15 protein-coding genes and 2 tRNA genes are annotated in these 22,396 nt (G+C 34.9%); 13 read left to right on the top strand and 4 right to left on the bottom strand.

Annotated features, from left to right (window positions below; all coding sequences use genetic code 11):
• The first annotated feature begins 32 nt into the window (after positions 1-32).
• The 5 genes from JI747_RS05355 to JI747_RS05335 all read left to right on the top strand — a co-directional run bounded on the left by JI747_RS05355 (position 33) and on the right by JI747_RS05335 (position 3,802).
• Positions 33-2,006 carry a T9SS type A sorting domain-containing protein gene (locus JI747_RS05355; RefSeq protein WP_225686822.1) on the top strand — a complete coding sequence of 658 codons (1,974 nt, stop codon included), beginning with the start codon at positions 33-35 and terminating at the stop codon, positions 2,004-2,006.
• A 47-nt stretch (positions 2,007-2,053) separates the two neighbouring features.
• Positions 2,054-2,230: a signal peptidase gene (locus tag JI747_RS05350; RefSeq protein WP_225686821.1), complete on the top strand. Its 177-nt coding sequence runs from the start codon at positions 2,054-2,056 to the stop codon at positions 2,228-2,230.
• Positions 2,231-2,292: 62 nt separating this feature from the next.
• Positions 2,293-3,576 carry a TlpA family protein disulfide reductase gene (locus tag JI747_RS05345; protein WP_225686820.1) on the top strand — a complete coding sequence of 428 codons (1,284 nt, stop codon included), beginning with the start codon at positions 2,293-2,295 and terminating at the stop codon, positions 3,574-3,576.
• A 44-nt stretch (positions 3,577-3,620) separates the two neighbouring features.
• A tRNA-Met gene (locus tag JI747_RS05340) sits at positions 3,621-3,694 on the top strand.
• 35 nt (positions 3,695-3,729) lie between these two features.
• A tRNA-Met gene (locus tag JI747_RS05335) sits at positions 3,730-3,802 on the top strand.
• 468 nt (positions 3,803-4,270) lie between these two features.
• Here JI747_RS05335 and JI747_RS05330 read toward each other — a convergent pair.
• The 4 genes from JI747_RS05330 to JI747_RS05315 are packed head-to-tail and all read right to left on the bottom strand — an operon-like array spanning position 4,271 to position 8,325.
• Entirely contained in the window at positions 4,271-5,308 is a 1,038-nt protein-coding gene (locus JI747_RS05330; RefSeq protein ID WP_225686819.1) for a DUF3810 domain-containing protein, read from the bottom strand.
• A gap of 16 nt (positions 5,309-5,324) precedes the next feature.
• Complete coding sequence (locus JI747_RS05325; protein ID WP_225686818.1) at positions 5,325-7,094, bottom strand: MFS transporter; 1,770 nt, start codon at positions 7,092-7,094, stop codon at positions 5,325-5,327.
• Between the two features lie 43 nt (positions 7,095-7,137).
• Positions 7,138-7,863, bottom strand: coding sequence for a lysophospholipid acyltransferase family protein (locus JI747_RS05320; protein ID WP_225686817.1), 726 nt, complete (start codon positions 7,861-7,863; stop codon positions 7,138-7,140).
• Between the two features lie 3 nt (positions 7,864-7,866).
• Entirely contained in the window at positions 7,867-8,325 is a 459-nt protein-coding gene (locus JI747_RS05315) for a GtrA family protein (RefSeq protein WP_225686816.1), read from the bottom strand.
• A 230-nt stretch (positions 8,326-8,555) separates the two neighbouring features.
• Here JI747_RS05315 and JI747_RS05310 point away from each other — a divergent pair, with 230 nt between their 5' ends.
• The 8 genes from JI747_RS05310 (at position 8,556) to JI747_RS05275 (ending at position 21,789) form a co-directional block, all read left to right on the top strand.
• Complete coding sequence (locus JI747_RS05310; protein WP_225686813.1) at positions 8,556-8,819, top strand: hypothetical protein; 264 nt, start codon at positions 8,556-8,558, stop codon at positions 8,817-8,819.
• A gap of 84 nt (positions 8,820-8,903) precedes the next feature.
• On the top strand, positions 8,904-9,755 hold the full coding sequence (locus JI747_RS05305) for an ATPase (RefSeq protein WP_225686811.1): 852 nt from the start codon (positions 8,904-8,906) through the stop codon (positions 9,753-9,755).
• 18 nt (positions 9,756-9,773) lie between these two features.
• Positions 9,774-12,068: an NADP-dependent malic enzyme gene (locus tag JI747_RS05300; protein WP_225686809.1), complete on the top strand. Its 2,295-nt coding sequence runs from the start codon at positions 9,774-9,776 to the stop codon at positions 12,066-12,068.
• Between the two features lie 177 nt (positions 12,069-12,245).
• Positions 12,246-12,830, top strand: a complete 585-nt coding sequence (gene ruvA, locus JI747_RS05295; protein ID WP_225686807.1) for a Holliday junction branch migration protein RuvA — start codon at positions 12,246-12,248, stop codon at positions 12,828-12,830.
• A 6-nt stretch (positions 12,831-12,836) separates the two neighbouring features.
• A complete protein-coding gene (sov, locus tag JI747_RS05290; protein ID WP_394371122.1) occupies positions 12,837-19,880 on the top strand; it encodes a T9SS outer membrane translocon Sov/SprA in 7,044 nt (2,347 codons plus the stop codon).
• A 185-nt stretch (positions 19,881-20,065) separates the two neighbouring features.
• Positions 20,066-20,938, top strand: coding sequence for a CPBP family intramembrane glutamic endopeptidase (locus JI747_RS05285; RefSeq protein WP_225686805.1), 873 nt, complete (start codon positions 20,066-20,068; stop codon positions 20,936-20,938).
• Between the two features lie 121 nt (positions 20,939-21,059).
• Complete coding sequence (gene gcvH / locus JI747_RS05280; protein ID WP_225686803.1) at positions 21,060-21,437, top strand: glycine cleavage system protein GcvH; 378 nt, start codon at positions 21,060-21,062, stop codon at positions 21,435-21,437.
• Positions 21,438-21,462: 25 nt separating this feature from the next.
• Positions 21,463-21,789, top strand: coding sequence for a VanZ family protein (locus tag JI747_RS05275; RefSeq protein WP_262904140.1), 327 nt, complete (start codon positions 21,463-21,465; stop codon positions 21,787-21,789).
• The last annotated feature ends 607 nt before the right edge of the window (positions 21,790-22,396 follow it).

Below are 22,396 nucleotides of genomic sequence, written 5' to 3'. Positions count from 1 at the left end.
TTTATTATAATAACACATAAAAATATTATACAATGAAAAAAAATTTATTTACTATAGCACTTTTGGCTACGATGTGTTCTGTTCAGGCGCAGCTACTGCACATCGACAATTCGGCAAATGTTTTTGTAAGTCAAGGTACCTTGGTCTATAGTGGGGGTGGAGTAGAAACGAAAGGAAACGGAATCGTTGAAAACCACGGAAACTTTATGGTTCAAGGAGCCGCAACTGATGTTTTCAGAAATTTAGATACATCAGGTGCTGAAATCACAACAGGAAATGCTGGTGGCTCTTTTGTTAACAAACTTAATCAGGCTACAGCTTACGCTTCTGTTAATACCAATTCCTCTACTGCTACTCCAGTTTACACTTATGGACAGTTATTTATCTCTGGTTTACCTCAGGATAAAATAACAGGTGTTGTAAATCAGGAATACAGAGCAGTAAGTCATGGTGATTATCAGCAAATGGGAATGCCTTTCTACGGAAAGACAATTGCATCATTAAACGCTAATAGCGGAGCTGAACTAGGAAAAACCTTTACTACTGTTAGGGGGTCTAAAAACGAAATCCTTTATTGGGATAACACAAATGTGTACTTCCACAATCTACCTTCGGGGCTGAACACTACTATGGGAGCTGATGTAAGTCCTTACGCCTATTATATTGTAGGTGGAAGCGGATTAAATGTTTCCGGTAATACTAGAACAATGGTTGGAAGACCTGTTTCTGATGTTAATACAACTGTTTCTTTAGCAAATGCTGGAGCAAATGTTAACTTCGGAACAGGAGGGAATGCTATAAACCCAGTAAACGAAAAGTACAATACTTATTTGCAAGATGGCTTTAGTGCTTCTGCAGGAGTTTGGACTGGTAATTTTGGAAAAAATATCTATCAGTTTGGTAACCCGTTCATGACTAACTTAGATTTGAGTAATCTGGGGGTTAATCAAACAAACTCTGATGGTAACTATTTAAGTAATATTTACGGAGTTCGATTAGAATATCAAGGTGTACAGTATTCTACTACTGGAGGTGGAGGTGCTTCTGCGTATAAATTCATCACTTTTGGTGGAGGAGCTTTGGCGGGAGATGTTGATTATGCTATGATTAGACCTTATGGAACATTTGTTGTTAAATTGAATGACAATGTTACACAGCCTAACTTAAACTTAGCAAATCTTCGTAGATTTAACTACTATTCAAGAAATGCTGCTACAACTCCTTATTCTGTGACTGCCAATAAAAATGGGGCAAGTGGTACTTTAAAGCAATTAGGAGTTATTGGTCTGGATGCTAACGGAAACGAAGTAGCTAGAACTTATTATATTGTATCTCCAACTACTATTTCAGGACATTCGGCAGCAGTTAAAGCTCAGGTAATTACATCAAGCAGTTCACTAGGAACTTTTGAAGAAGATCCTGTAAACGGAGGATATGACTTGAACAATGTTAATTACTGGATGTACATTAACGAAGCTAATGAAGTTAACTTTAAAGGGAAAAATATAAAAATGGTGAATTATGATCCAAGTATTGTTTCCTTTAAATTCGAAATTAGAGAAAATGCGGCTTTAGTTGCAAATGGAACTCATGTTCTTTCTGCAGGTGAAGGATTCTATTATAAAAAATCTACTGATGCTAATGTAACTGCTGCTACTCAAGGAGCTGTGATTACTGCAAACGGTAATGCAAACGGAGTTGAGTATGATCTATACTATGGAGCTCCTAATTCTGGAACTTTAGCAACTTCAGAAGTAAATAAGTCTGCAAAAACAATGGTTATTTATAATCCAGATACAGACGGATATTTCGTAAGATTTGATCCATCATGGAAAACAGCAGAAATTAATGTGTTTGATATGAGTGGCAAATTGGTTCTCTCTCAAAAAGGAGTGAATGCAAAAGGAGACTTTGATTTAAATTTAGATAAAAAAGTTAAAGTAGTCTATGTTGTAAACGCAGTGTCTGAAAAAGGAGAAAGAGTAACCTCAAAAATTGTAAGATAATTATGAAAAAGATTTATTTAAAATTAGTATTCCCATTATGTTTGCTAATGCATACAATTTTTAACGCACAAACACCAACAAACCCAAATCCTCCGGGAGGAGTTGGAGGAGGAACTCCGGGAGCTCAGGCTTCACCAATTGATATGTATGTTTATGTGCTAGGAATCGTAGCGATGTTGCTTATTGTATTTTTTACAAAAAAGTATAAAAGCCAGAAAATATAAAAATTTTATTAAAATAATAGTAAACTCTCTGATTAGTCAGAGAGTTTTTTTATTTTTACCCTATGAAAAAGATACTTTTATTGTCTGGGATGATGACCGCGTTGTCTATCCATGCTCAGTTTTCAGTAACCATTCAGGCACCTGAAGGATTTAAAGAGAATGATGCTATTTTATATACACTTAACGGATCTAAAGATATTATTGTTACGAAAGAGCAGAAGAAAAATAATATATGGACATTTAAGTATCCAAAAGCTTATTCGGGAATGATGAAAGCATATTTTCCTAATACCAATAGTGCTGTTTCATTTATTTCTGAAAATAAAAATGTCAATATTAAACTTGATGCTGATGGCAGTAAAGTAAAAGACATCATTTATCTTGATGATGCTAATATTTTAATGAGCAGTATTCAGGAATTGTCTCAGAAAAAAGAAGTTATACTTCCTGCATTATCCCAAATAAAAGAATACTATAAAGATAATACAGACTTTGGTAAAGCATTAAAGGTTGAAATAGGAAGACTGACAGGAAGTGATATCGCAGAAGCATCAAAATTTCCTTTTGTAAGCTACTATAATACAAACTATAATAAATATCTATCTACTGAAAACACGAAAAAGGTTTCTCAGGACGATATCGTTAACTTTATAGATAAGTCGAATGATATGCTTGAAACTTCGTCTTTATTAAGACCTATATTGGTGGCTTATTTGAATAATGGAGGCAATACCAATGTTACGGCCTCTGTAGATAAATTATTGGACAGATTAAAGGTAGAAACGCCGCGTGGACAAACCGTTTTATCAGAATTAATAGACATTTTTGATGTATATGATATGTCCGAATTCAAAAGCAAATATTTGACGCTTGCTAAAGGCCTTAAATGTACGATTACAGACAGATTAGCATCTACATTAAAGTCTAATGCAAATGTGGAATTAGGAGCTGTTTTTCCTAACTATAAGTTCCAGTCTGCTGTCAATACTACTGCGAAATCAATTCATGATGTAAAGGCAGATAAAAAGATTATTATTTTCTGGTCATCTACTTGTTCGCATTGTGAAAATGAGCTTCCGCAGTTACTTGCTAAATACAAGGAATTACAGGCTAAAAATGTTCAGGTTATAGGATTGTCTTTAGATGTAGATAAAAGCTCATATACAAGTAAAATAGCGGCCTTTCCTTGGATCAATGATTCAGAATTGAAGGGATGGAATAGTTCATACTCGGAAACGTATAATGTTCACGCTACACCAACGTATTTTATTTTAGATGCTAACAATAAGATAATCAGTAAGCCAGAGCACGTGGGAAATGTTTTAGAATATTTTAATGCAAAATAATTTTGGAGGGTAAGAAATAATTTATATATTTGCACCACGAAAAAGGCGAGGTAGCTCAGTTGGTTAGAGCGCAGGATTCATAACCCTGAGGTCACGGGTTCAATTCCCGTCTTCGCTACAAAAAGTGCTTTCGGTAGGCACTCAAAAATACACCGCGGGATGGAGCAGTAGGTAGCTCGTCGGGCTCATAACCCGAAGGTCATCGGTTCGAGTCCGGTTCCCGCTACTAAAAACGCAACTAGAAATAGTTGCGTTTTTTATTTATGATATAAGTATAATTTCTTTTATTGGATTTACGAGGTTTCAATTTTATTTTCTTTCTCTGAACTTTTTAGGTGTTTATTTTGTCTTTAGGTAAACTTTATAATTTTAGTGCTAATCTCAATCAAATTAAGAAACAAAATATATCTATTCTTCTATATGGATATTATTGTTTAAAAAGAGGAATCTTGTATTTTTCTTATAATAAATAAGTATCTTAATGGTGAATTATTTAAAATTGTAAAAAAAACTTAAAATAAATTCAAGAAATCTTAAATTTTTCATAAAACTTTATAAAAAAAGAAAATAAGTTTTTTTTTTATAAATATTGTTGTACTTTTACAACGCCTTGAATGAGGGAACAAGTCAAGGTAATAAATTTTTTTTCATCATTTGTGTTTTTAGAATCGTATCGCCTGATACGATTCTTTTTTTATGTATTATTTTCGTAGTTCAGCAATAGATCGATAAAGTAAGAATAGGTAACAGATCCTTCCTGCTGATTGCTTTTAAGAAAAAGATTGTTGGTAAATCCAAAGAAATCGTCTAACCAGCTTTGATGTTTCAGGATGAATGATTTTTCAAATGCCCGGTCTCTTTTCATGCCTTCAGAGTAGTTTTTCTGTACCGATTTTACAAAAGAAGGATCTTCTTCTATAATGAACCTTAAAAGGCTTTTTAAAGTGAAATATTCGGTGCTGTAGCGCAGGTCTGAATTGGTAGAGTTAATTCCTATTAAATAACCTATAAAATTCGCTTCCTGTTCTCTGGCAAAACCTAATTGATGGGAGCTTTCATGGGCAGAGGTAAAAGGTATTGTTGTGGCTGGAGGTTGCGGGTTGTATTGGGCTTCTGCGGTAAAAGGATTATAATATCCAAGAATACCGGTAAAACTCATCACGCTTTTGAATATACTTGGCTTAAATGAATTAACAGAGGAAACCTTTTTAGAAGAAATGTATCCAGGTATTGTCTTTTGTCTTTGTAGGATTTCTAATTGAAGAGAGGTGAGATCGGAAATAATGAAAACACCATTCTTATCTTCTTTTACCATTGTTCTGCTTGCTTTACATTTTTCAAGATATTTTAAAGCCAATATTTTTGCTTTGTTTATATCCGGTTCTTTTTGACTTGAAAGCTTATAGAGAATGGGGGGCTGAAAATACAACATTCCCCAAAATACCTGATAGCAGAAATAAAGAACATTAATAACAAAGAGAAATTTTATTATTGCTCTGTTTCTTTCCTTCTTTTTAAAAAGCTTAATGATGGTATACAAAATGAAAATCCCTAAGATTACATATAAAACATCTCCCACCGAAAAAGGAATCCATGAAAAAAGTAGTTGATGAGTTTTTTTCTGAATTTCAAAAAGACTTTCAAAGAAAGAAATCATCCAAACTGATTTGGAGAAAACAAAAAATAAAAGAAATTGGGCAAGTAATAAACCCGCCCAAAATCTTTTCTTCATATATATGTTGTTTATATTAATGACCACCTTCAGATTCTAAAACGTCAACATTAATTCCTTGTTTAGATAATGCTTGTTTAGCTAGATATGCAAATATAGTAATATATGCAAAACACAGTACAGGAATAAAATATGAACTGTGGATTCCAATAATATCAGCCAATTTACCTTGTAATGGAGGAATGATACCACCACCAAGAATCATCATTACTAAGAATGCAGAGCCTTGTGCTGTATATTTACCTAAGCCAGTAATTGCAAGTGTGAAAATTGAAGGCCACATAATACTACAAGCCAACCCTCCTGAAAGGAAAGCGTAAATTGCAATGTTTCCGGTTGTTAATAAACCTATAATCATTGCCAAAACTCCGAATAATCCGAAGATAATTAAAGTAAGAGCCGGTTTGTTTTTACTTACCAAGAATAAGATGACTTGAATAACAATACATATTACATAATAATACAAATGAGTCATGTCTTTCTGTGCAATTGTATTGATTCCAATGATGACTAAAAATGCAATAAAAGGAACTACAATTGTCGCGATCATTTGTTGCTGCTTGTTAAGATTGAAAACACTAATAGCTCCTGCCCATCTTCCAATCATTAAACTTCCCCAATACATTGAAATATAAGGGGCAAGATCGGATGATTGATGAGCTCCAAATTCTGGCATACTTAATAATTCACCTAGATTACTTCCGATAGCAACCTCTACTCCTACATAAGAAAGAATGGCAATCATTCCCAAAACAAGTTGTGGATATTTCATTGCTCCCCAACCTTCATGATTCTTTTTAGAGCTTGTATTGGCAAATAAAAGAGAAGCTATAACTATAAGTAAGGCACCTCCCAGATACATCATTCTCTTTTTCTCTAAAGGATGTTTTACACTGTGTAATTCTGTTTTCTTATTTTCTAATGTGGCATTATATTCAGCAATTTTGGTGCTGTCTTTTTCTTGCTTGATGCTGCTGTTAATGATATTTATTTCATTATTTAATGCTTCTACTTTTTTGCCTTCATCAGAATTGTAACTTCCAAATACCGGAACAAAACATAAAATCACTAAAATTGTCATCACAACCAAAGTTTTTCTTGCTTTCCCAGCCTTTTCCATCGGTTCGGTAGAGATTCCGTCAGGTAATTTTTTCGAAAAATAGAAAACTCCTGCAGCAATAAGAAATAGAGCACCTACTGCTGTGTAAAGCAAAATAACTTTATCAAGTGCAAGATGCTTTATTTGATCGTCGTCTACGGTGGCTGTTGTTCCGAATAGTGCAAGTCCCACAATAATTGGCCCGATAGATGTTCCAAAAGAATTAATCCCACCAGCTAAATTTTGTCTACTGGTTCCTGTTTTAGGATCACCAAGCAAAACAGCAAACGGATTAGCTGCGGTTTGCTGAATTGAGAATCCTAATGCCACAACAAAAAGACCAACAAGCATTCCGTAATATACATTGCTTTTAACAGCAATAATCATAATAGCGGCACCAATGGCAGATAAAAGAAGTCCATAGACAATACTTTTTTTATATCCCCATTTTCCAATAATATCAATCCCTTTTATGGTACTGAAAATGAAAAGGAATAAAGCTCCAAGGAAATAAGCAGTATAAAACGCAAAGTCGATTAACTGAGACTGGAACTGATCCAGAGAAAAATAATTTTTACAGAAAGGAATAAAAATACTATTTCCCGCTGCAATAAAACCCCAAAAGAAAAATACCAGAACAAGGGTATATAATGCAGGGTAATTAGTTGGCTGATTTGTATTAGACATAGTTAGTTAAAATTTCGAAAACAAATATAGATTATTTCTTTGATTAAGAGTATTTAACTAAAGTTTTTTTTATTGTCTCAAAAGCTGACAATTTTAAATCTTTTGGAGAATTTGAAGGTTCTAAAATACCATTGTAAAAAACCTTCACTTTGCCGGGGTACCCCTTAGAACTTTCGAAAGGAAAAATTTCCTTTAACCCGATAAATGTATGAATGACAATAGGAGAATTGTGTTTGGATGACAACGTAAATGCGCCATCTTTGAATTCATCTAAAATAATAGAAGTATCATCAGGAACTCCGCCTTCCGGGAAGATCACAATACTGCAGCCTTCTTCCATTTTTTCCGCACATCTTCTGTAAACATCGGCACGACTTCTCGCACTGCTTCTGTCTACCATCACGCAGATCCTTTTATATATGGTTCCGAAAATAGGGATCTTCACCAGTTCCTTTTTTCCGACAAAGCAAATTGGATGATGCGGGAACAAAATACACGTCAGCATAATATCCATAATGGAAGTATGATTGGAAATGATCACATATTGTTTCCCTTTTTCGAGTTGCTGATTGGAAAGATTGGTGATTTCATGTCGCAATCCCATTCCGTAGAACATTCCGTAGCTCCAGAAACGGATCAGTTTATATGCGTATTTGTAATGCTTTTTACTAAAAGATAAAATATAAACGAAAAGTCCGAAGAATATCGTTAAAAAAAAAGCCAAAATCAAAAGCCAAAATCTCCAGAGATAATTTAGAATCTTTCCCACAGGTTATCCGTTAAAAATTACTTTCTTCTTTATTGAGTAATTGAGTACCGAAACTAATAAAATTGCGGCAATCTTGCTAATCATTTCCGGACTTAATGTATATAAAATTAAATTGATGTTGTCTTTAAAAATAAAACTGTAAAAAAACTGGAAAAAGCTAAGACTTAATAAGGTCGAAATAAAAGAGACCAGCATGAAATATGCGAACTCCTTTTTCTTCGAATGCTTTCCTCTTTCAAAAACAAACCATATACTCAGAAAATAATTGGTAATGATCCCACAGCTTGTAGATAAAATATTACTTAAAGGATAGTGAATCCCATGAAAATTGGTTTCTCCAGGAAACATACTGGGAAGTTGGGTGCTGAAAACTTTAAAGCTTCCAATCTCAACAATAGCACTAAGACCTCCGGCTATGATGAAGAATAAAATTTGTTTTTGACGTAGTAGTAACTCTCTCATTCAATTGATATGAACTGCAAATTTATAACTATATGTTAAACAGTGAAAAAAGATGTTAAATATTTTTTTTGAATCAAAAATCTTTTTAAATTTATTACTCAGAACAATATAAATGTAACCTGATAATAAATTCATTTTCAACAGTTTGTGTTGGGCGTTTTTTCTATCTTGTAATGCGGGTTTGATCGTATTTTATCATTTTTTTTATCAAAATCTTTAATAATATTTGTATGAAAAGTCAAAACAAATACAGAAAATTCCAGCTTCAGCAGAAAAATATTGAGGCTCTTGAAAGACAAAATTCTCGGTTCAAAAGAGTGTACAGTGAATACGAAAATATGTCTGATGAATTGTGGAATCTCGAGAATTCCAGTGGAGAACCCGTTCCTGATGATTTTATCAATGCAATGATTTTGCAGGCTTCCTACTTAGAAGATGAAATAGAAGACTGGTTATTACAGTTCAACGAAAAAAAAGCTGATATAAAACATTAGTAATTTTGAAAAGCTTCCCATGTGTTTGTGAGACGGTTTGAAGATAAATTCATAATTTAGCATCCTTAAACTAAAATCTAAAATATGGTTGCTATTGTTGATGGTGGCTCTACAAAATGTGATTGGGTAATTCTAGATGATTTTAACAAAGTCTTTTTAAAAACCGAAACCATTGGTTTTAATCCAAATAATATTGCAGCACATCTTATTGTTCCTGAAATTGAAAAGAATATCAGTTTGGGATCAGTTAAAAACTCAATAACCAAAGTGTTTTTCTACGGTTCCGGCTGTGGAATACCTGAAAACTGTGCGATCATTGAACGGGAACTGAAAAAGTTTTTTACACAGGCACAGATTCATGCAAAAGAAGATCTTACGGCTGCAGCTTATGCAGCTTACAGAGGGAAACCTGCTATTGTTTGCATCTTAGGAACAGGTTCCAACTCATGTTATTTCGACGGAGAGAATTTAAAAATTAAACTTCCTTCTTTAGGATTTCTTGTAGGAGATGAAGGAAGTGGGAGTGCAATTGGAAAACAACTTGTACGAAGATTCTTTATGCAAAAACTTCCTCATGACTTATCTTGTGAGTTCGAAAAAACGTATAAGCTTACGGTAGATGAAGCATTGAAAAACATGTATCATACTGCCAGACCTAATGCTTATTTGGCAAATTTTAATAAATTTGTTGTTGAGAGGAAAGATCATCCTTACTTTCAGAAAATGGTTTTCGATGAAATGATGAATTTTTTTGATTACCAGGTTCTTCCTTATGAGGAATCAAAAGAGGCTGAAATCAACTTTATTGGTTCTATAGCTTATTATTATGAAAATATTCTACGTTCTGCAGCTGCAGAGCTTCATTTAAATGTGGGTCAAATCGTACAAAAGCCTATTGAGAGCTTAGTAGATTACCACATTAAATATATACTATAAATAAAAAAATAAAATTCTATGTCAAGTAAAAATAACCGCGACGAGAAGAACTTTAACCAGGCCGCGTTAGACTATCATAAAACAGAACCTAAAGGAAAAATTGAAGTGATTCCTTCAAAACCGCACTCATCTCAGAGAGATTTGTCATTGGCGTATTCTCCTGGAGTTGCCGTTCCTTGTATGGAAATTCATGAAAAACCGGAAACTGTTTATGATTATACAGGAAAAGGAAATCTGGTAGCTGTTATTTCTAACGGTACTGCTGTGTTAGGATTAGGTGACATCGGAGCAGAAGCTTCTAAGCCTGTAATGGAAGGGAAAGGTCTTTTGTTCAAGATTTTTGCAGATATTAATGTATTTGATATTGAAATTGATGAAAAAGATCCGGACAAATTTATTGAGATCGTAAAAGGGATCGCTCCTACTTTTGGAGGAATCAACCTTGAAGATATTAAAGCGCCTGAAGCTTTTTATATTGAACAAAGACTGAAAGAAGAGCTGGATATTCCTTTGATGCACGATGATCAGCACGGAACAGCGATTATTTCTGCGGCGGCATTGATCAACTCTTTGCAAATCGCCAACAAAAAAATTGAAGAAATAAAAATGGTGGTAAACGGAGCAGGAGCTGCTGCGATTGCCTGTACCAATCTGTATATCTCTTTAGGACTGAAAAGAGAAAATGTGTTGATGTGCGACAGTAAAGGAGTTATTAATCATAAAAGAGAAAATCTTACTCCTGAAAAATTAGATTTCATCGCTAATACAGATATTGAAACATTAGAAGATGCCGTAAAAGGTTCTGATGTTTTTGTAGGATTGTCAAAAGGAAATGTAATGACTCCTGAAATGCTTTTAAGCATGAATGAAAACCCTATTGTTTTCGCTTTGGCAAACCCGGATCCGGAAATTGCTTACGATTTGGCGCTTGAAACTCGTCCAGATGTAATCATGGCAACAGGAAGAAGTGATTATCCTAACCAGGTTAATAATGTACTTGGTTTCCCATATATTTTCCGTGGGGCATTAGATGTTCAGGCAAAAGGAATTAATGAAGAAATGAAATTAGCGGCAGTTCATGCAATTGCTAATCTGGCGAAAGAACCAGTTCCTGAAGCTGTAATTTTAGCGTATAATGTTCAGAATTTACAATTCGGAAGAGAATACTTTATTCCGAAGCCATTTGATAACAGATTGATCACAAAAGTATCGAGTGCAGTGGCAAAAGCTGCCATTGATAGCGGAGTGGCAAGAAAAACAATTACCGATTTCGAAGAATATGAACATCACCTTCTGGACAGAATGGGAAGAGATGAGAAATTGGTAAGAATGATGCAAAGCCGTGCAAAAGCCAATCCGAAAAGAATCACTTTAGGAAATGCTGAAGAATATAATGTATTGAAAGCGGCTCAGATTCTTTACGAAGAAGGAATTGCTTTCCCAAGTCTTTTAGGGAATAAAAAATATATTCAGGAACAGATGGAACGTTTCGGAATCAATCTGAATGTTCCGATCATCGATCCAAGTGATGACGACCAGAAAGAAAACAGAAAGAAATACAGAGATACACTTTGGAAACTTCGTCAGAGAAAAGGGATGAACGAGTACAAAGCGAAAAGATTTGTTCGTCAGAGAGATTATTTCGGTCCTTTGATGCTGAAACATGGAGATACAGACGGATTGATCATCGGTTTCTCTAAAAATTATACTTCTGTACTAAGACCGGTTTTAGAAGTGATTGAAAGAGAAAAAGGAGTTGATAAAGTAGCCGCAATGATGATGATTTTATCAGAAAAGAAACCTATTTTCTTCGCAGATACCTCAATCAATCAGAATCCAACTGCGGATGACTTGGTAAATATTGCTAAAATGGCAGAATTTACGGTGAGATCATTTGCTATTGAACCGAGAATCGCGATGTTAGGATTTGAAAATTTCGCAGCAATCTCTGATACTTCTAAAAAAGTAGCAAAAGCAGTAAGTATTCTTCACGAGAAATATCCTAAAATGATTGTGGATGGTGAAATTCAGCCGGATTTTGCGATGAATGCTGATCATTTAAGTGATTATCCTTTCTCAAAACTGGAAACAACACCTGCAAATACTTTTATCTTCCCGAATCTAGAAAGTGCAAACTTATCCTACAAAATCATAAGAGGGATGAAAGTTGCTCAGGTTATAGGTCCAATTTTGATGGGACTGAAACAACCTGTTCACGTTTTACAGATGCGTTCAAGCGTAGATGAAATTGTAAACTTGGCAACGGTTGCTGTTCTTGATGCTCAAAGAAGAGAGAAAAAAGATAAGAAATAATATTGATATTGCTTTATAGCAAAAACGAATAAAAAAGACTCCATATTTTTGGAGTCTTTTTTTATTTAAAGATTCTATTGGTTTTTTGATAAAAAATTAAGTTAAAAATCATTCGTCCGTGAAATGAAAACATTACTTAGTTTAATTTGCTATATTTGGGAGTTTTAAAAATTAATCATGATATTTTCTTTACAAGGAACTGTTCAGGAGCTTACACCTACGTATGCAGTCATTAATGTGCAGGGGGTAGGGTATTACGTGGGAATCAGTTTGCTAACTTCCCAACAACTTACTCTGAATCAGCAAACTTTTCTCTTTATTCAACAGATCATCCGGGAAGACGCTCATTTGCTTTTCGGTTTTAACACTCGTTCTGAAAAAGAAATGTTTAATTTGTTAATAAGCGTTAATGGAGTAGGAGCTGTATCTGCCTTGATTTTACTCTCTACTTTTAGCCTTAATGAAATTGCTTCTGGAGTACTTTCCGGAAACAGCGCTTTAATACAAAAAGCCAAAGGAATAGGGGCGAAAACAGCAGAAAGAATTATTGTGGATTTGAAGGATAAAGTCCAAAAATTCAATACTTCAGAAGAAAATATTTCTACATTTGTAGATAATAAAATTAAAGATGAATCGTTATCTGCATTAGAAGTTTTGGGGATTCCTAAACGAATGAGTGAGAAAATTGCGGATAAAATAATTAAACAAAATCCAAGTATTTCGGTAGAAGAATTGGTAAAACAAATTTTAAAAAACATTTAACATTTGGTGACAACTCATAAATATTTCAACATATTCTTGTTCCTGTCTTTTCTGTGTATTTCCATCAATACATTCGGACAAGAAAATCCTGCGACAGGAAATACTATACAAAAGGATTATGAATTACCTGATCCTACTCAATACGAAGCATTTTATGATATAAAAACAGGGATGTATCTCGTATATCCTAAAGTTGGAAATATTGTAACAGGAGTTCCTACGGCGATGTCTCCGGAAGAGTATAAAGAATTTTTGCTGGCAACGCAGTCTAAGGCTTACTATAAAGAAAAATCAGACCGATACAGCTTATTGTACAGAAAAGATAAATCTGACGCACTAAAGAAGGGATTAATTCCTGCTTTAACGATCAGAAACAGGCTTTTTGAAACGATTTTCGGAAGCAATAAAATAGAAATCATTCCTTCAGGGTTTGCTTCTTTTGATTTCGGAGGATTGTACCAGAAAATTGACAACCCATTAATTCTGCCTCAAAACAGAACAAGTTTTACCTTTGATATCAACCAGAGAATCCAGTTAGGACTTTTAGGAAAAGTAGGGGAAAACCTTCAGTTAAAAGCCAATTACGATACCCAGAGTGGTTTTGCGTTTGAGAACAAAATGAACCTGGTATGGCAGGCAAAAGGAAGCTGGAAAGATCTACAGTCTAAAGGACTTGGAGATGTAAATTCTCCCGGAGCAGGTGGTGAAGATAAGATTATAAAAAGAGTAGAATTCGGTAACGTTAATATGCCGTTGTCTACCAGTCTTATTCGTGGTTCCGAGTCATTGTTCGGGGTGAAAACGGAATTCCAGTTAGGGAAAACATACGGAACCGTAGTACTTTCCCAACAACAGGGTGAAGCCAGAAATATTGTTGTTCAAGGAGGTGGGGTAATGAATACCTTCAAAATAAATGCGATCGATTATGAAGACAATCAGCATTACTTTTTGGGACATTATTTCTTAGACGGATATGATAATGCATTACTTAATTATCCTCAGATTAATTCCAGAATCAATATTACAAGATTAGAAGTTTGGGTATTGGACCAAGGAAACAGTAATCTTGCCTATCAGAAAAGTATAGTCGGGATCCGAGACTTGGGAGAAGGAGCAGCCGGAACGCCGGACAACTCACAGAACGGGTTGTATAATGCGATCTCTACAACGATGGGAACCAGAGACCCGGGAACGAATTATGGTGATGTTTTACAGGGGGGAACATTCCCGGGAAGTACACAACCTTATACCAACGGAGAACAATTTATTTTTAATAAAAAAGCAAGAAGATTAAATACTAATGAATATACCTTTCAGCCACAGCTTGGATATATTTCATTAAACCAAAAGCTAAACGATCAGCAGCTATTGGCGGTTTCCTATTCATATACGGTAAACGGAACAAATCAGGTGTACAAAGTAGGAGAGTTTTCTGAAGAAAGTACTGTATTGGTTTCTAAACTTTTGAAATCAAACTCTACGGTAAATGTAGAGTCTCCTATGTGGGATCTGATGATGAAGAATATTTATTCATTAGATGCAGGACAGGTAAGTCAGGATGGATTTATCTTAAATGTTAACTATAGAGATGCACAAACCGGAGGTAAAGTTAATTATCTACCCAATACGAATGTTCAGGATATCAACTTGCTGAAGTTAATGAACTGGGATCGTTTAAATAGTAATGGTGACCTTCAGTCAAACAGTGGAGGGACAACAGGAGATGGTATCTTTGACTTTGTCAACGGAATTACTATACGACCGGAAACCGGGAAAGTTATTTTTACCAAAGTACAGCCTTTTGGAAGTAATATACAGAATGCTTTGGGAAGTAATAATCCTCAGTATGTATTTAGTGACCTGTATGATAAGCAGAAGCAGGCAGCAACATACAGTAACCTGTCACAAAGATATACGTTGGAAGGTCGTTACAAAGGAACAACAGGACAAGGGATTTCATTAGGAGCAGTAAACGTTCCGCAAGGATCTGTAAAAGTTTCGGCAAATGGAGTACAATTGACGGAAGGAGTAGACTATACCGTTGATTATATGTTGGGAACTGTTACCATTATCAACGAGCAGGTAAAACAATCTGGCCAGGCTATTAATATCGCTTTAGAAAATCAATTAACATTCAATACGCAGAGAAAAAGATTTTTAGGATTGAACTTAGAAAGAAGGTTCAGCGAAAACTTCATTGTAGGAGGTACGGTTGTTAATTATTCTGAGTCACCACTTACCCAAAAGGTGAATTACGGACAGGAAGCTGTAAACAATACCATGGCAGGAGTTAATTTGATGTATAATAATCAATTGCCATTCCTGACAAGATTAACAGATAAAATTCCTTTGGTAAATACCGAGGCGCCTTCTAATTTGAATTTCAAAATGGAAGCTGCCTATTTATTACCAGGATTAAATAAAGGAACAGACAATCAATCTTACATTGATGACTTTGAACAAACCACTTCAAAAATTTCGTTAAAAGAACCTGCAGCTTGGAGCTTGTCATCAAAGCCTGAAAAAAATACACAGATTCCGTTCAATACGGTGCCGCCAAATAATGATATTACAGGTGGAAATGGAAGAGGATTGCTATCTTGGTATAGTATCGATCCTAGATTCTGGGGAGTAGGAGGTAAAGCACCTACAGGAATTACAGCTCAGTCTGTTTCCAACCACGCTTCGAGAAGGGTACAGCTTTCTGAAATTTACAACAACAGAGATTTTGTGGCGGGTGAACAGACGTTTACCAATACATTTGATATTTCATATTATCCTCAGGAAAAAGGGCCTTACAACGTAAATCCAGGTTCAGAAACTACACAGCAAAGATGGGGAGGAATCATGAGACCGATCAGTGTTTCCAACTTTGTCAATTCAAACATCGAATATGTTGAATTCTGGTTAATGGATCCTTATGCTGACGGAAAACCATTGAGTAATCCGGGAAATACCCCTAAGCTATTATTACATTTAGGAAACGTGTCTGAAGACATCCTGAAAGATGGCTATATGCAGTATGAAAACGGACTGCCTACACCATCTTCAACATCAACTACCACCAATTCAAACTGGGGTATCCAGCCAAAACAACCTCCTGTTTTATATGCTTTCTCTAGTGAAGGAACTGACAGAACGGTGCAGGATGCAGGATATGATGGTTTAACATCTGATCAGGAAGCCGCTAGATTTGGAAATACATTTACAAACCCGGTTACCAATTTGTCTGACCCTGCAGTGGATGATTTCTTATTCTATATGTCAGATAAATTTACAGGAACTCAGGCCGCTTCAATTGTTGAGCGTTACAAATATTTCAGAGGACCTGAAGGAAACTCTAAAAGCAATTCCCTGGAAGTTTCATCACAGACTCCGGATGCAGAAGATATCAACAAAGATTACAATTTAGATCAAAGTGAAAACTACAACCAGTATGAAGTAAACTTGGATCAGGCAAGTCTTGCTTTAGGACAGAATAATATAGTAGACGTAAAAACTGTAAAAGCAAATTTCCAGAATGGGCAGTCGTCTGATGTGAAATGGTTTTTATTCAGAATTCCGGTTTCACAATATGTTGCAACAGAAGGAGATCATTCTCCAGCTGTTCTTAATAATGTAAGATTTGCAAGACTATTATTAACAGGATTCGACAATACATCTACTTTAAGATTCGGAACCATGGACTTAGTTCGTTCTGACTGGAGAAGGTATCCAAACAAAATTGCCAGCGAAACAGTAAACTCTTCTACAGAAGGTACAGCGGGAAGTGATACAATGAATGATAACTTCGAGGTAGGTAGCGTTAATATTGAAGAAAATGGATTAAACCAGCCTCCATACGTCTTGCCACCGGGAATCGACAGACAGGTTTTGAGTGGGAATGCGGGAGCGCAGAGACAGAATGAAGCTTCATTATATATGAAGGTAAAAAACATGGATCTGGAAGCAAGAGGAGTATTCAAGAATACAACGCTTGATATGAGAAGGTATAAAAAATTGAAACTTTTCTTACATGCTGAAAACTTAGATAGTCCTATGGCTTCAGGTGTTGATAATAATTTGAAGTTCTTCATCCGTTTCGGAAGCGATGCTACAGATAATTATTATGAATATGAATCTTCTGTAAAATATACACCCAGTACGGCAACGGCTCCTTTAGAAATTTGGCCGATGGAGAACGATGTGGATTTTGCAATTCAGGATTTTGTAGATGCAAAGATCAGAAGAGATAAGCAGTCTCCTGATAATATAACCGCAAGAACTAGGGACGCACAGTTTAGTCATGATAATAAAGATATCTACATCAAGGGTAGACCTTCTCTTGGAAATATTACCACGATCATGATCGGGGTAAGAAATTTGCCGCGAGGAACTATTAATAGTAAAGGAAGAGTATTGTGGGTAAATGAAATTCGTCTTTCTGAAATTGAAAATGATGGAGGTTACGCAGGAAATGCAAGTTTGAATTTTAACCTTGGAGATTTCGCAACGGTAAATACAAGTGCTTCGTACAGTTCTGTTGGTTTCGGAAACATAGATTCAAAACCGGCTGAAAGAAGCCAATCTTCACAATCTGCGTTCAGTATTAATACTGCTATTAATGTAGATAAATTATTACCGGAAAAAAGTGGGATGAAAATTCCATTGAACTATTCTTATTCTCAAACAATCGAAGATCCTAAATACAATCCGTTGGATACCGATGTTGAGTTTAATAAAGCGGCGAATAAAGAAGAGCTTAAAAAAGTAGCAAGAACATATACACAGCAAAGAAGTATCGGAGTTGTGAATATGCACAAAGAAAGAGTAAACCAGGCTAGAAAACCGAAATTCTATGATGTAGAAAACGTTACTATGACGGCGGTTTATAATGATGACTATTACAGAGATATTTATACCAAGAAGAATTACAGACAATACTTCAGAGGATATGTAGATTATAATTATAATTTCAAGCCTTGGGTGATCAGACCTTTTAATAAATTGATCAGCGATACCGCAAAATCAACAAAATATCTGAGATGGGCAAAAGAGTTTAATTTTAATCCGATTCCTACAAAATTATCTTTCAGAACGGAGATTGACAGAAATTACAATGAACTTGAATTTAGAGATATCGAATCTATACTTTCAGGAAACTTCGGAAGTAATTTTGATGTTATTAAAAATAGAAACTTCTATTTTGGTTGGCAGTACGGTTTAGAATTTGCCCTTACGAAATCTTTAAAAATTCAGATCAACTCACTTACGAGAACTTTGAATGATAACATTGATGTCAATACGATGGATAACAGTTCCATTTTCGGAAATGTGTTCAGAGCAGGAAGACCTGTTTTGTATAATCATAAAGTACAGCTAGGATATCAGTTACCATTCAAGTATCTTCCATATTTAGATTTCATTGATGCGGAATTGGGATATGGGTTTACCTATAACTGGAATGCGAGATCTACAGCTTTACTTTCAAGTCCGGAAGGAAGTTTAGGATCCATCGGTCAGAATACAAATGTAATAACAGCTAAAGCGAGTGCGGATCTTCCGAAATTCTTTAGCCAGTTTAAATATTTCCAGAATATTTCAGCTAAACAGCAGAAGAGAAGAAGAGAAATTGATTCTTTGAATAATGTAAATACATTAGCTTGGGAAAAAAATAAATATAAATACAAGAATTACAAATTCAAAAACAAACTGACGCCTTTACAGAGTATAGCGAATTTCATGACTTCATTCAAACAGCTGAACTTTGATTATACAGAAAACAACGGAACAGTAGTTCCAGGACTTCTTTCTGCTCCAAACTGGTATGGGTATGGACAGACTTTGGGAGGGCCAACTGCCGGATTCTTATTAGGATCACAGTCAGATATCAGAAGAGTAGCAGTCGAAAACGGCTGGGTAAGTGGTTCCTCGTTGATGACGGATCCTTATATTCAGATGTCGACAAAAGAATTAAGAGCAGATCTTCAGTTTGTCCCAATTAGTGATTTCAGAGTAGATTTCAATGTTCTTCATACCTTCAATAGAAACTTCTCGCAGTCGGGGTATAACGACCCTCAGAATTTAGCATATGCAAATCATGATTTCTCTTTCGCTAATGATTTTGTGACGTATTCGAATACAGTAGTCGCAATCAATACAGCATTCAAAGACGGAGCAGCAATTTATCAGGCCATTAGAGCAAATGCAATTGCTATTTCCCAGCAAATGGGAGGTCCGTTAAATGCAGATGGCTTTACGGAAGGACATAGTATAGCGAATGCTTACGTTTTAATTCCTGCCTTTAGAGCGGCGGTAGAAGGAAAGTCTCCAAAAGCAATCGGAAATGCTAAAAAAGCAGGAATCCCAATCCCTAACTGGAAAATTACCTATTCAGGATTGAAAAATATTCCAGTCATTAACGGACAGTTTACGAAGTTTGATCTTTCACATGCTTATAGCGCTACGTACACTGCAACGGGTATTCAGTCAAGTATTGATTACTACAATATTGGGAGTTCAGGTAATGATAAAGATGTGAATGGTGATTATATTAATCCTTATACTTTCTCACAGGCCACCTATTTAGAATCTTTTTCTCCGCTTATCGGGATAGATGTTACCATGAGAAACAATATGCAGTTTGGAATACAGTACAACAAAAACAGAATGCTGTTATTAGGATTGGTAAACCACACCCTTACTGAAGAATCAAACAAAGAATATGTAGTGAGACTAGGATACATTATTCGAAACTTCAGATTGGGAATGGCAAATACAAGAGGAGCCAGATCTAAAGGAAGCGACCTTAACATCAGAGGAGATATTTCATTGAGAGACGGCCAGACTAGTATTATGAATATTTTATTGAATGACTCTCAGGTTACAGGTGGTCAGAAAGTAATGAACATCAAACTTTCTGCAGACTACAATGTTTCAGAAAACCTGAACTTAAGATTATTCTATGAGCAGCTTACTTCAAAATATAAAATATCTACGGCATTCCCGTTATCTACAATCAGAGCAGGGATCTCAGCAACGTTTACGTTTGGAGATTCCGGTGGATTATAAAAAGTAAATTCAAGAAAATCATTGCTCCCTTTCTATACTGTAGAAAGGGAGTTTTTATTTAAATAGAATGTTTACCTGTTTTGGATCATAAATAAAGCTTTCATTATCTTTGAAAAGCAAATAATATTAATTAAAATCAATAAAAAGGTATGTTTTGAAATGTACCTTTCATTTTACTAAAAACCATGGAAACCGTAGAAAAGAAAACGCACAAAGAAAATTATTTATTGAAAATTGGAATCCCTGCATTCATCTGCTTTACCCTTCTTGCAATTATTCTGGATCATTTTAAAATAATAGATGCATCTTCCAGAGAGACTAGATTTAATGATGTTAATGTAATTGTCATGATTCTTGGTGGGGGCTTGTTTGCCCCTGTTTCCGAAGAACTCTTTTTTCGGGGAGCTTTTACAGGGAAAAAGTATTTAAAATATATAAGTTATTTTGGAATTGCATTTTTTGTGATCATGCAGCAGAGCTATTTTCTGATTCCTCTATTAATACTTTTCATCATTCTTTTTGAATTAAAAACTAAAAATAATTTCCGGAAATATTCCTACTTCGTAAATGCTTTATTATTCAGTTTAATGCATTACAAGTTGTATGACCTTTTCAGCTTATCTTCATATCCCAGTATTATAGGAACGGCAGGATTGGCGCTGGTGTTAATCTGGTTGGTTCTTAACGTTGGACTTTGGTCTTCCATGTTAGCACACTTTCTGGTTAATGGAACCCTTATTTCTACGGCAATTCTAAGCTATGAAAGTTCAGACAAAACCTTGAAAAAAGTAGAAACGAATGATTTTGTAATGACCTATCAATACGTTTCACTATTTGAAAAAGATGGTCAGGTAGAATTTTCCCAAAACAAAGAAATTAAAGCAGTAAATGCAAATATGGATAATATTAATAAATTATTTTGTCCGGACACAGAATTAAAAGAATTGTATTTCGGTAAATTCAATATTACGATAAAAAGAAAACAGAGCAGTACTAAAAAATTAGACTGCCAGACATTTCATGAATTGCTGGATAAAAGCAAGATTGCAGAAGAATAAATTAATAAAAACTTAAAAATTCCCTGTAAACCAACAACTTTAATCTCCGTAATAAATATTTCTCTATTTCCTTTGAGCATTTATCTATTTTGAATAAATTTGTTGACATAAAAAAATAAAAATGAACACACCATCAGAATTAAAGTACACTAAAGATCACGAATGGATTAAGATTGAAGGTAACGTTGCTACAATCGGTATTACAGACTTCGCTCAAGGAGAGTTGGGAGATATCGTATACGTAGATGTAGATACTGTAGATGATGAGCTTAATGGAGGAGACGTTTTCGGAAGTGTAGAAGCTGTAAAAACAGTTTCAGATTTATTCTTGCCTATCTCAGGAAAAGTTATTGAATTTAACTCAGACTTAGAAGATCAGCCGGAATTATTAAATTCAGATCCTTATGGAGACGGATGGATTATTAAATTAGAAATAGCTGAAGGTGCAGATCATTCAGAATTACTTTCTGCAGAAGAATACCAAGCTATCATTGGATAGGATTTCAAAAATATTTAGTAAGATTTTGCCCATTTATTGGGCATTTCTTACTTATATGCTGTTGAAGCCGGGGCAGGAAAATCAGGAATACTGGTTTATGTTCGACGGTATTGACAAAGTTTTACATCTAAGCATATTCGCGATGCTTGGTTTTTGCTTCATGGCGACTTTTCCTAAAATCAAGTTCTATTACTTTTTTCAAATTATTCTTATTTACGGGTTCCTTACAGAAATCCTTCAGGAGGAAATGGGACTCGGGAGATCCATGGAAACTCTCGATGTTGTAGCAGATGCTATCGGATGTCTGATAGGATATTCTATATATAAGCTGCTTATCAAACGATTTTTCTGATCAGGAAAATAAACCACACTGTTTCTAAAAAAGAAACATTCTTTGCACTCACTAGTATATAGTATTAATACACATTCATCAATCAATATTTTTTTGGAGCTTTATCCCGCTCTCCGCACTCGCTATTTTCTTTCCCAAAAGAAAATGAGCTCAAACAAATGCTGCGATCGGGGCTATAGATATACTATATAGTATAAGAGGTAACAATCATTTCAATCGAAAGCTAATATTTCTCTACAATTTAAACCCGCAAGGTTTAATATCTCACAATAGAATCCCTCCAAATAAATGTGCTATCCATTATCAAAATCAGCTGAGAAATTATTTCAAGGAAGAAAGACAAATCATTTTTGCCATTGTGGATAAGTATAGCTTTTTATTTAAATGAAAATGGATCAGATAGTTAAATGTAAAAGTTTCCCACAATTTGGTTTCCGTTTAAATTTTATGTTAACAAAGTTTGTTTTGTATTATTGAAAGAGCATATCTTTGCCCCACTGAAAACGAGAGAAAATCAGTAAGCGCAGAAGAGCCTTTAGGTGGGCATAAAGATTAAGAAAATCACTTTAGAGATACGAAAGAAAACAAACAAAACTTTTTAAAAATA

It is taken from the genome of Chryseobacterium tagetis, assembly GCF_016735585.2.
GTDB classification, from domain to species: Bacteria; Bacteroidota; Bacteroidia; order Flavobacteriales; family Weeksellaceae; genus Chryseobacterium; species Chryseobacterium tagetis.
The sequence above is the reverse complement of the archived record's forward strand: the minus strand, read 5'-3'. Positions and strand labels throughout refer to the sequence as shown.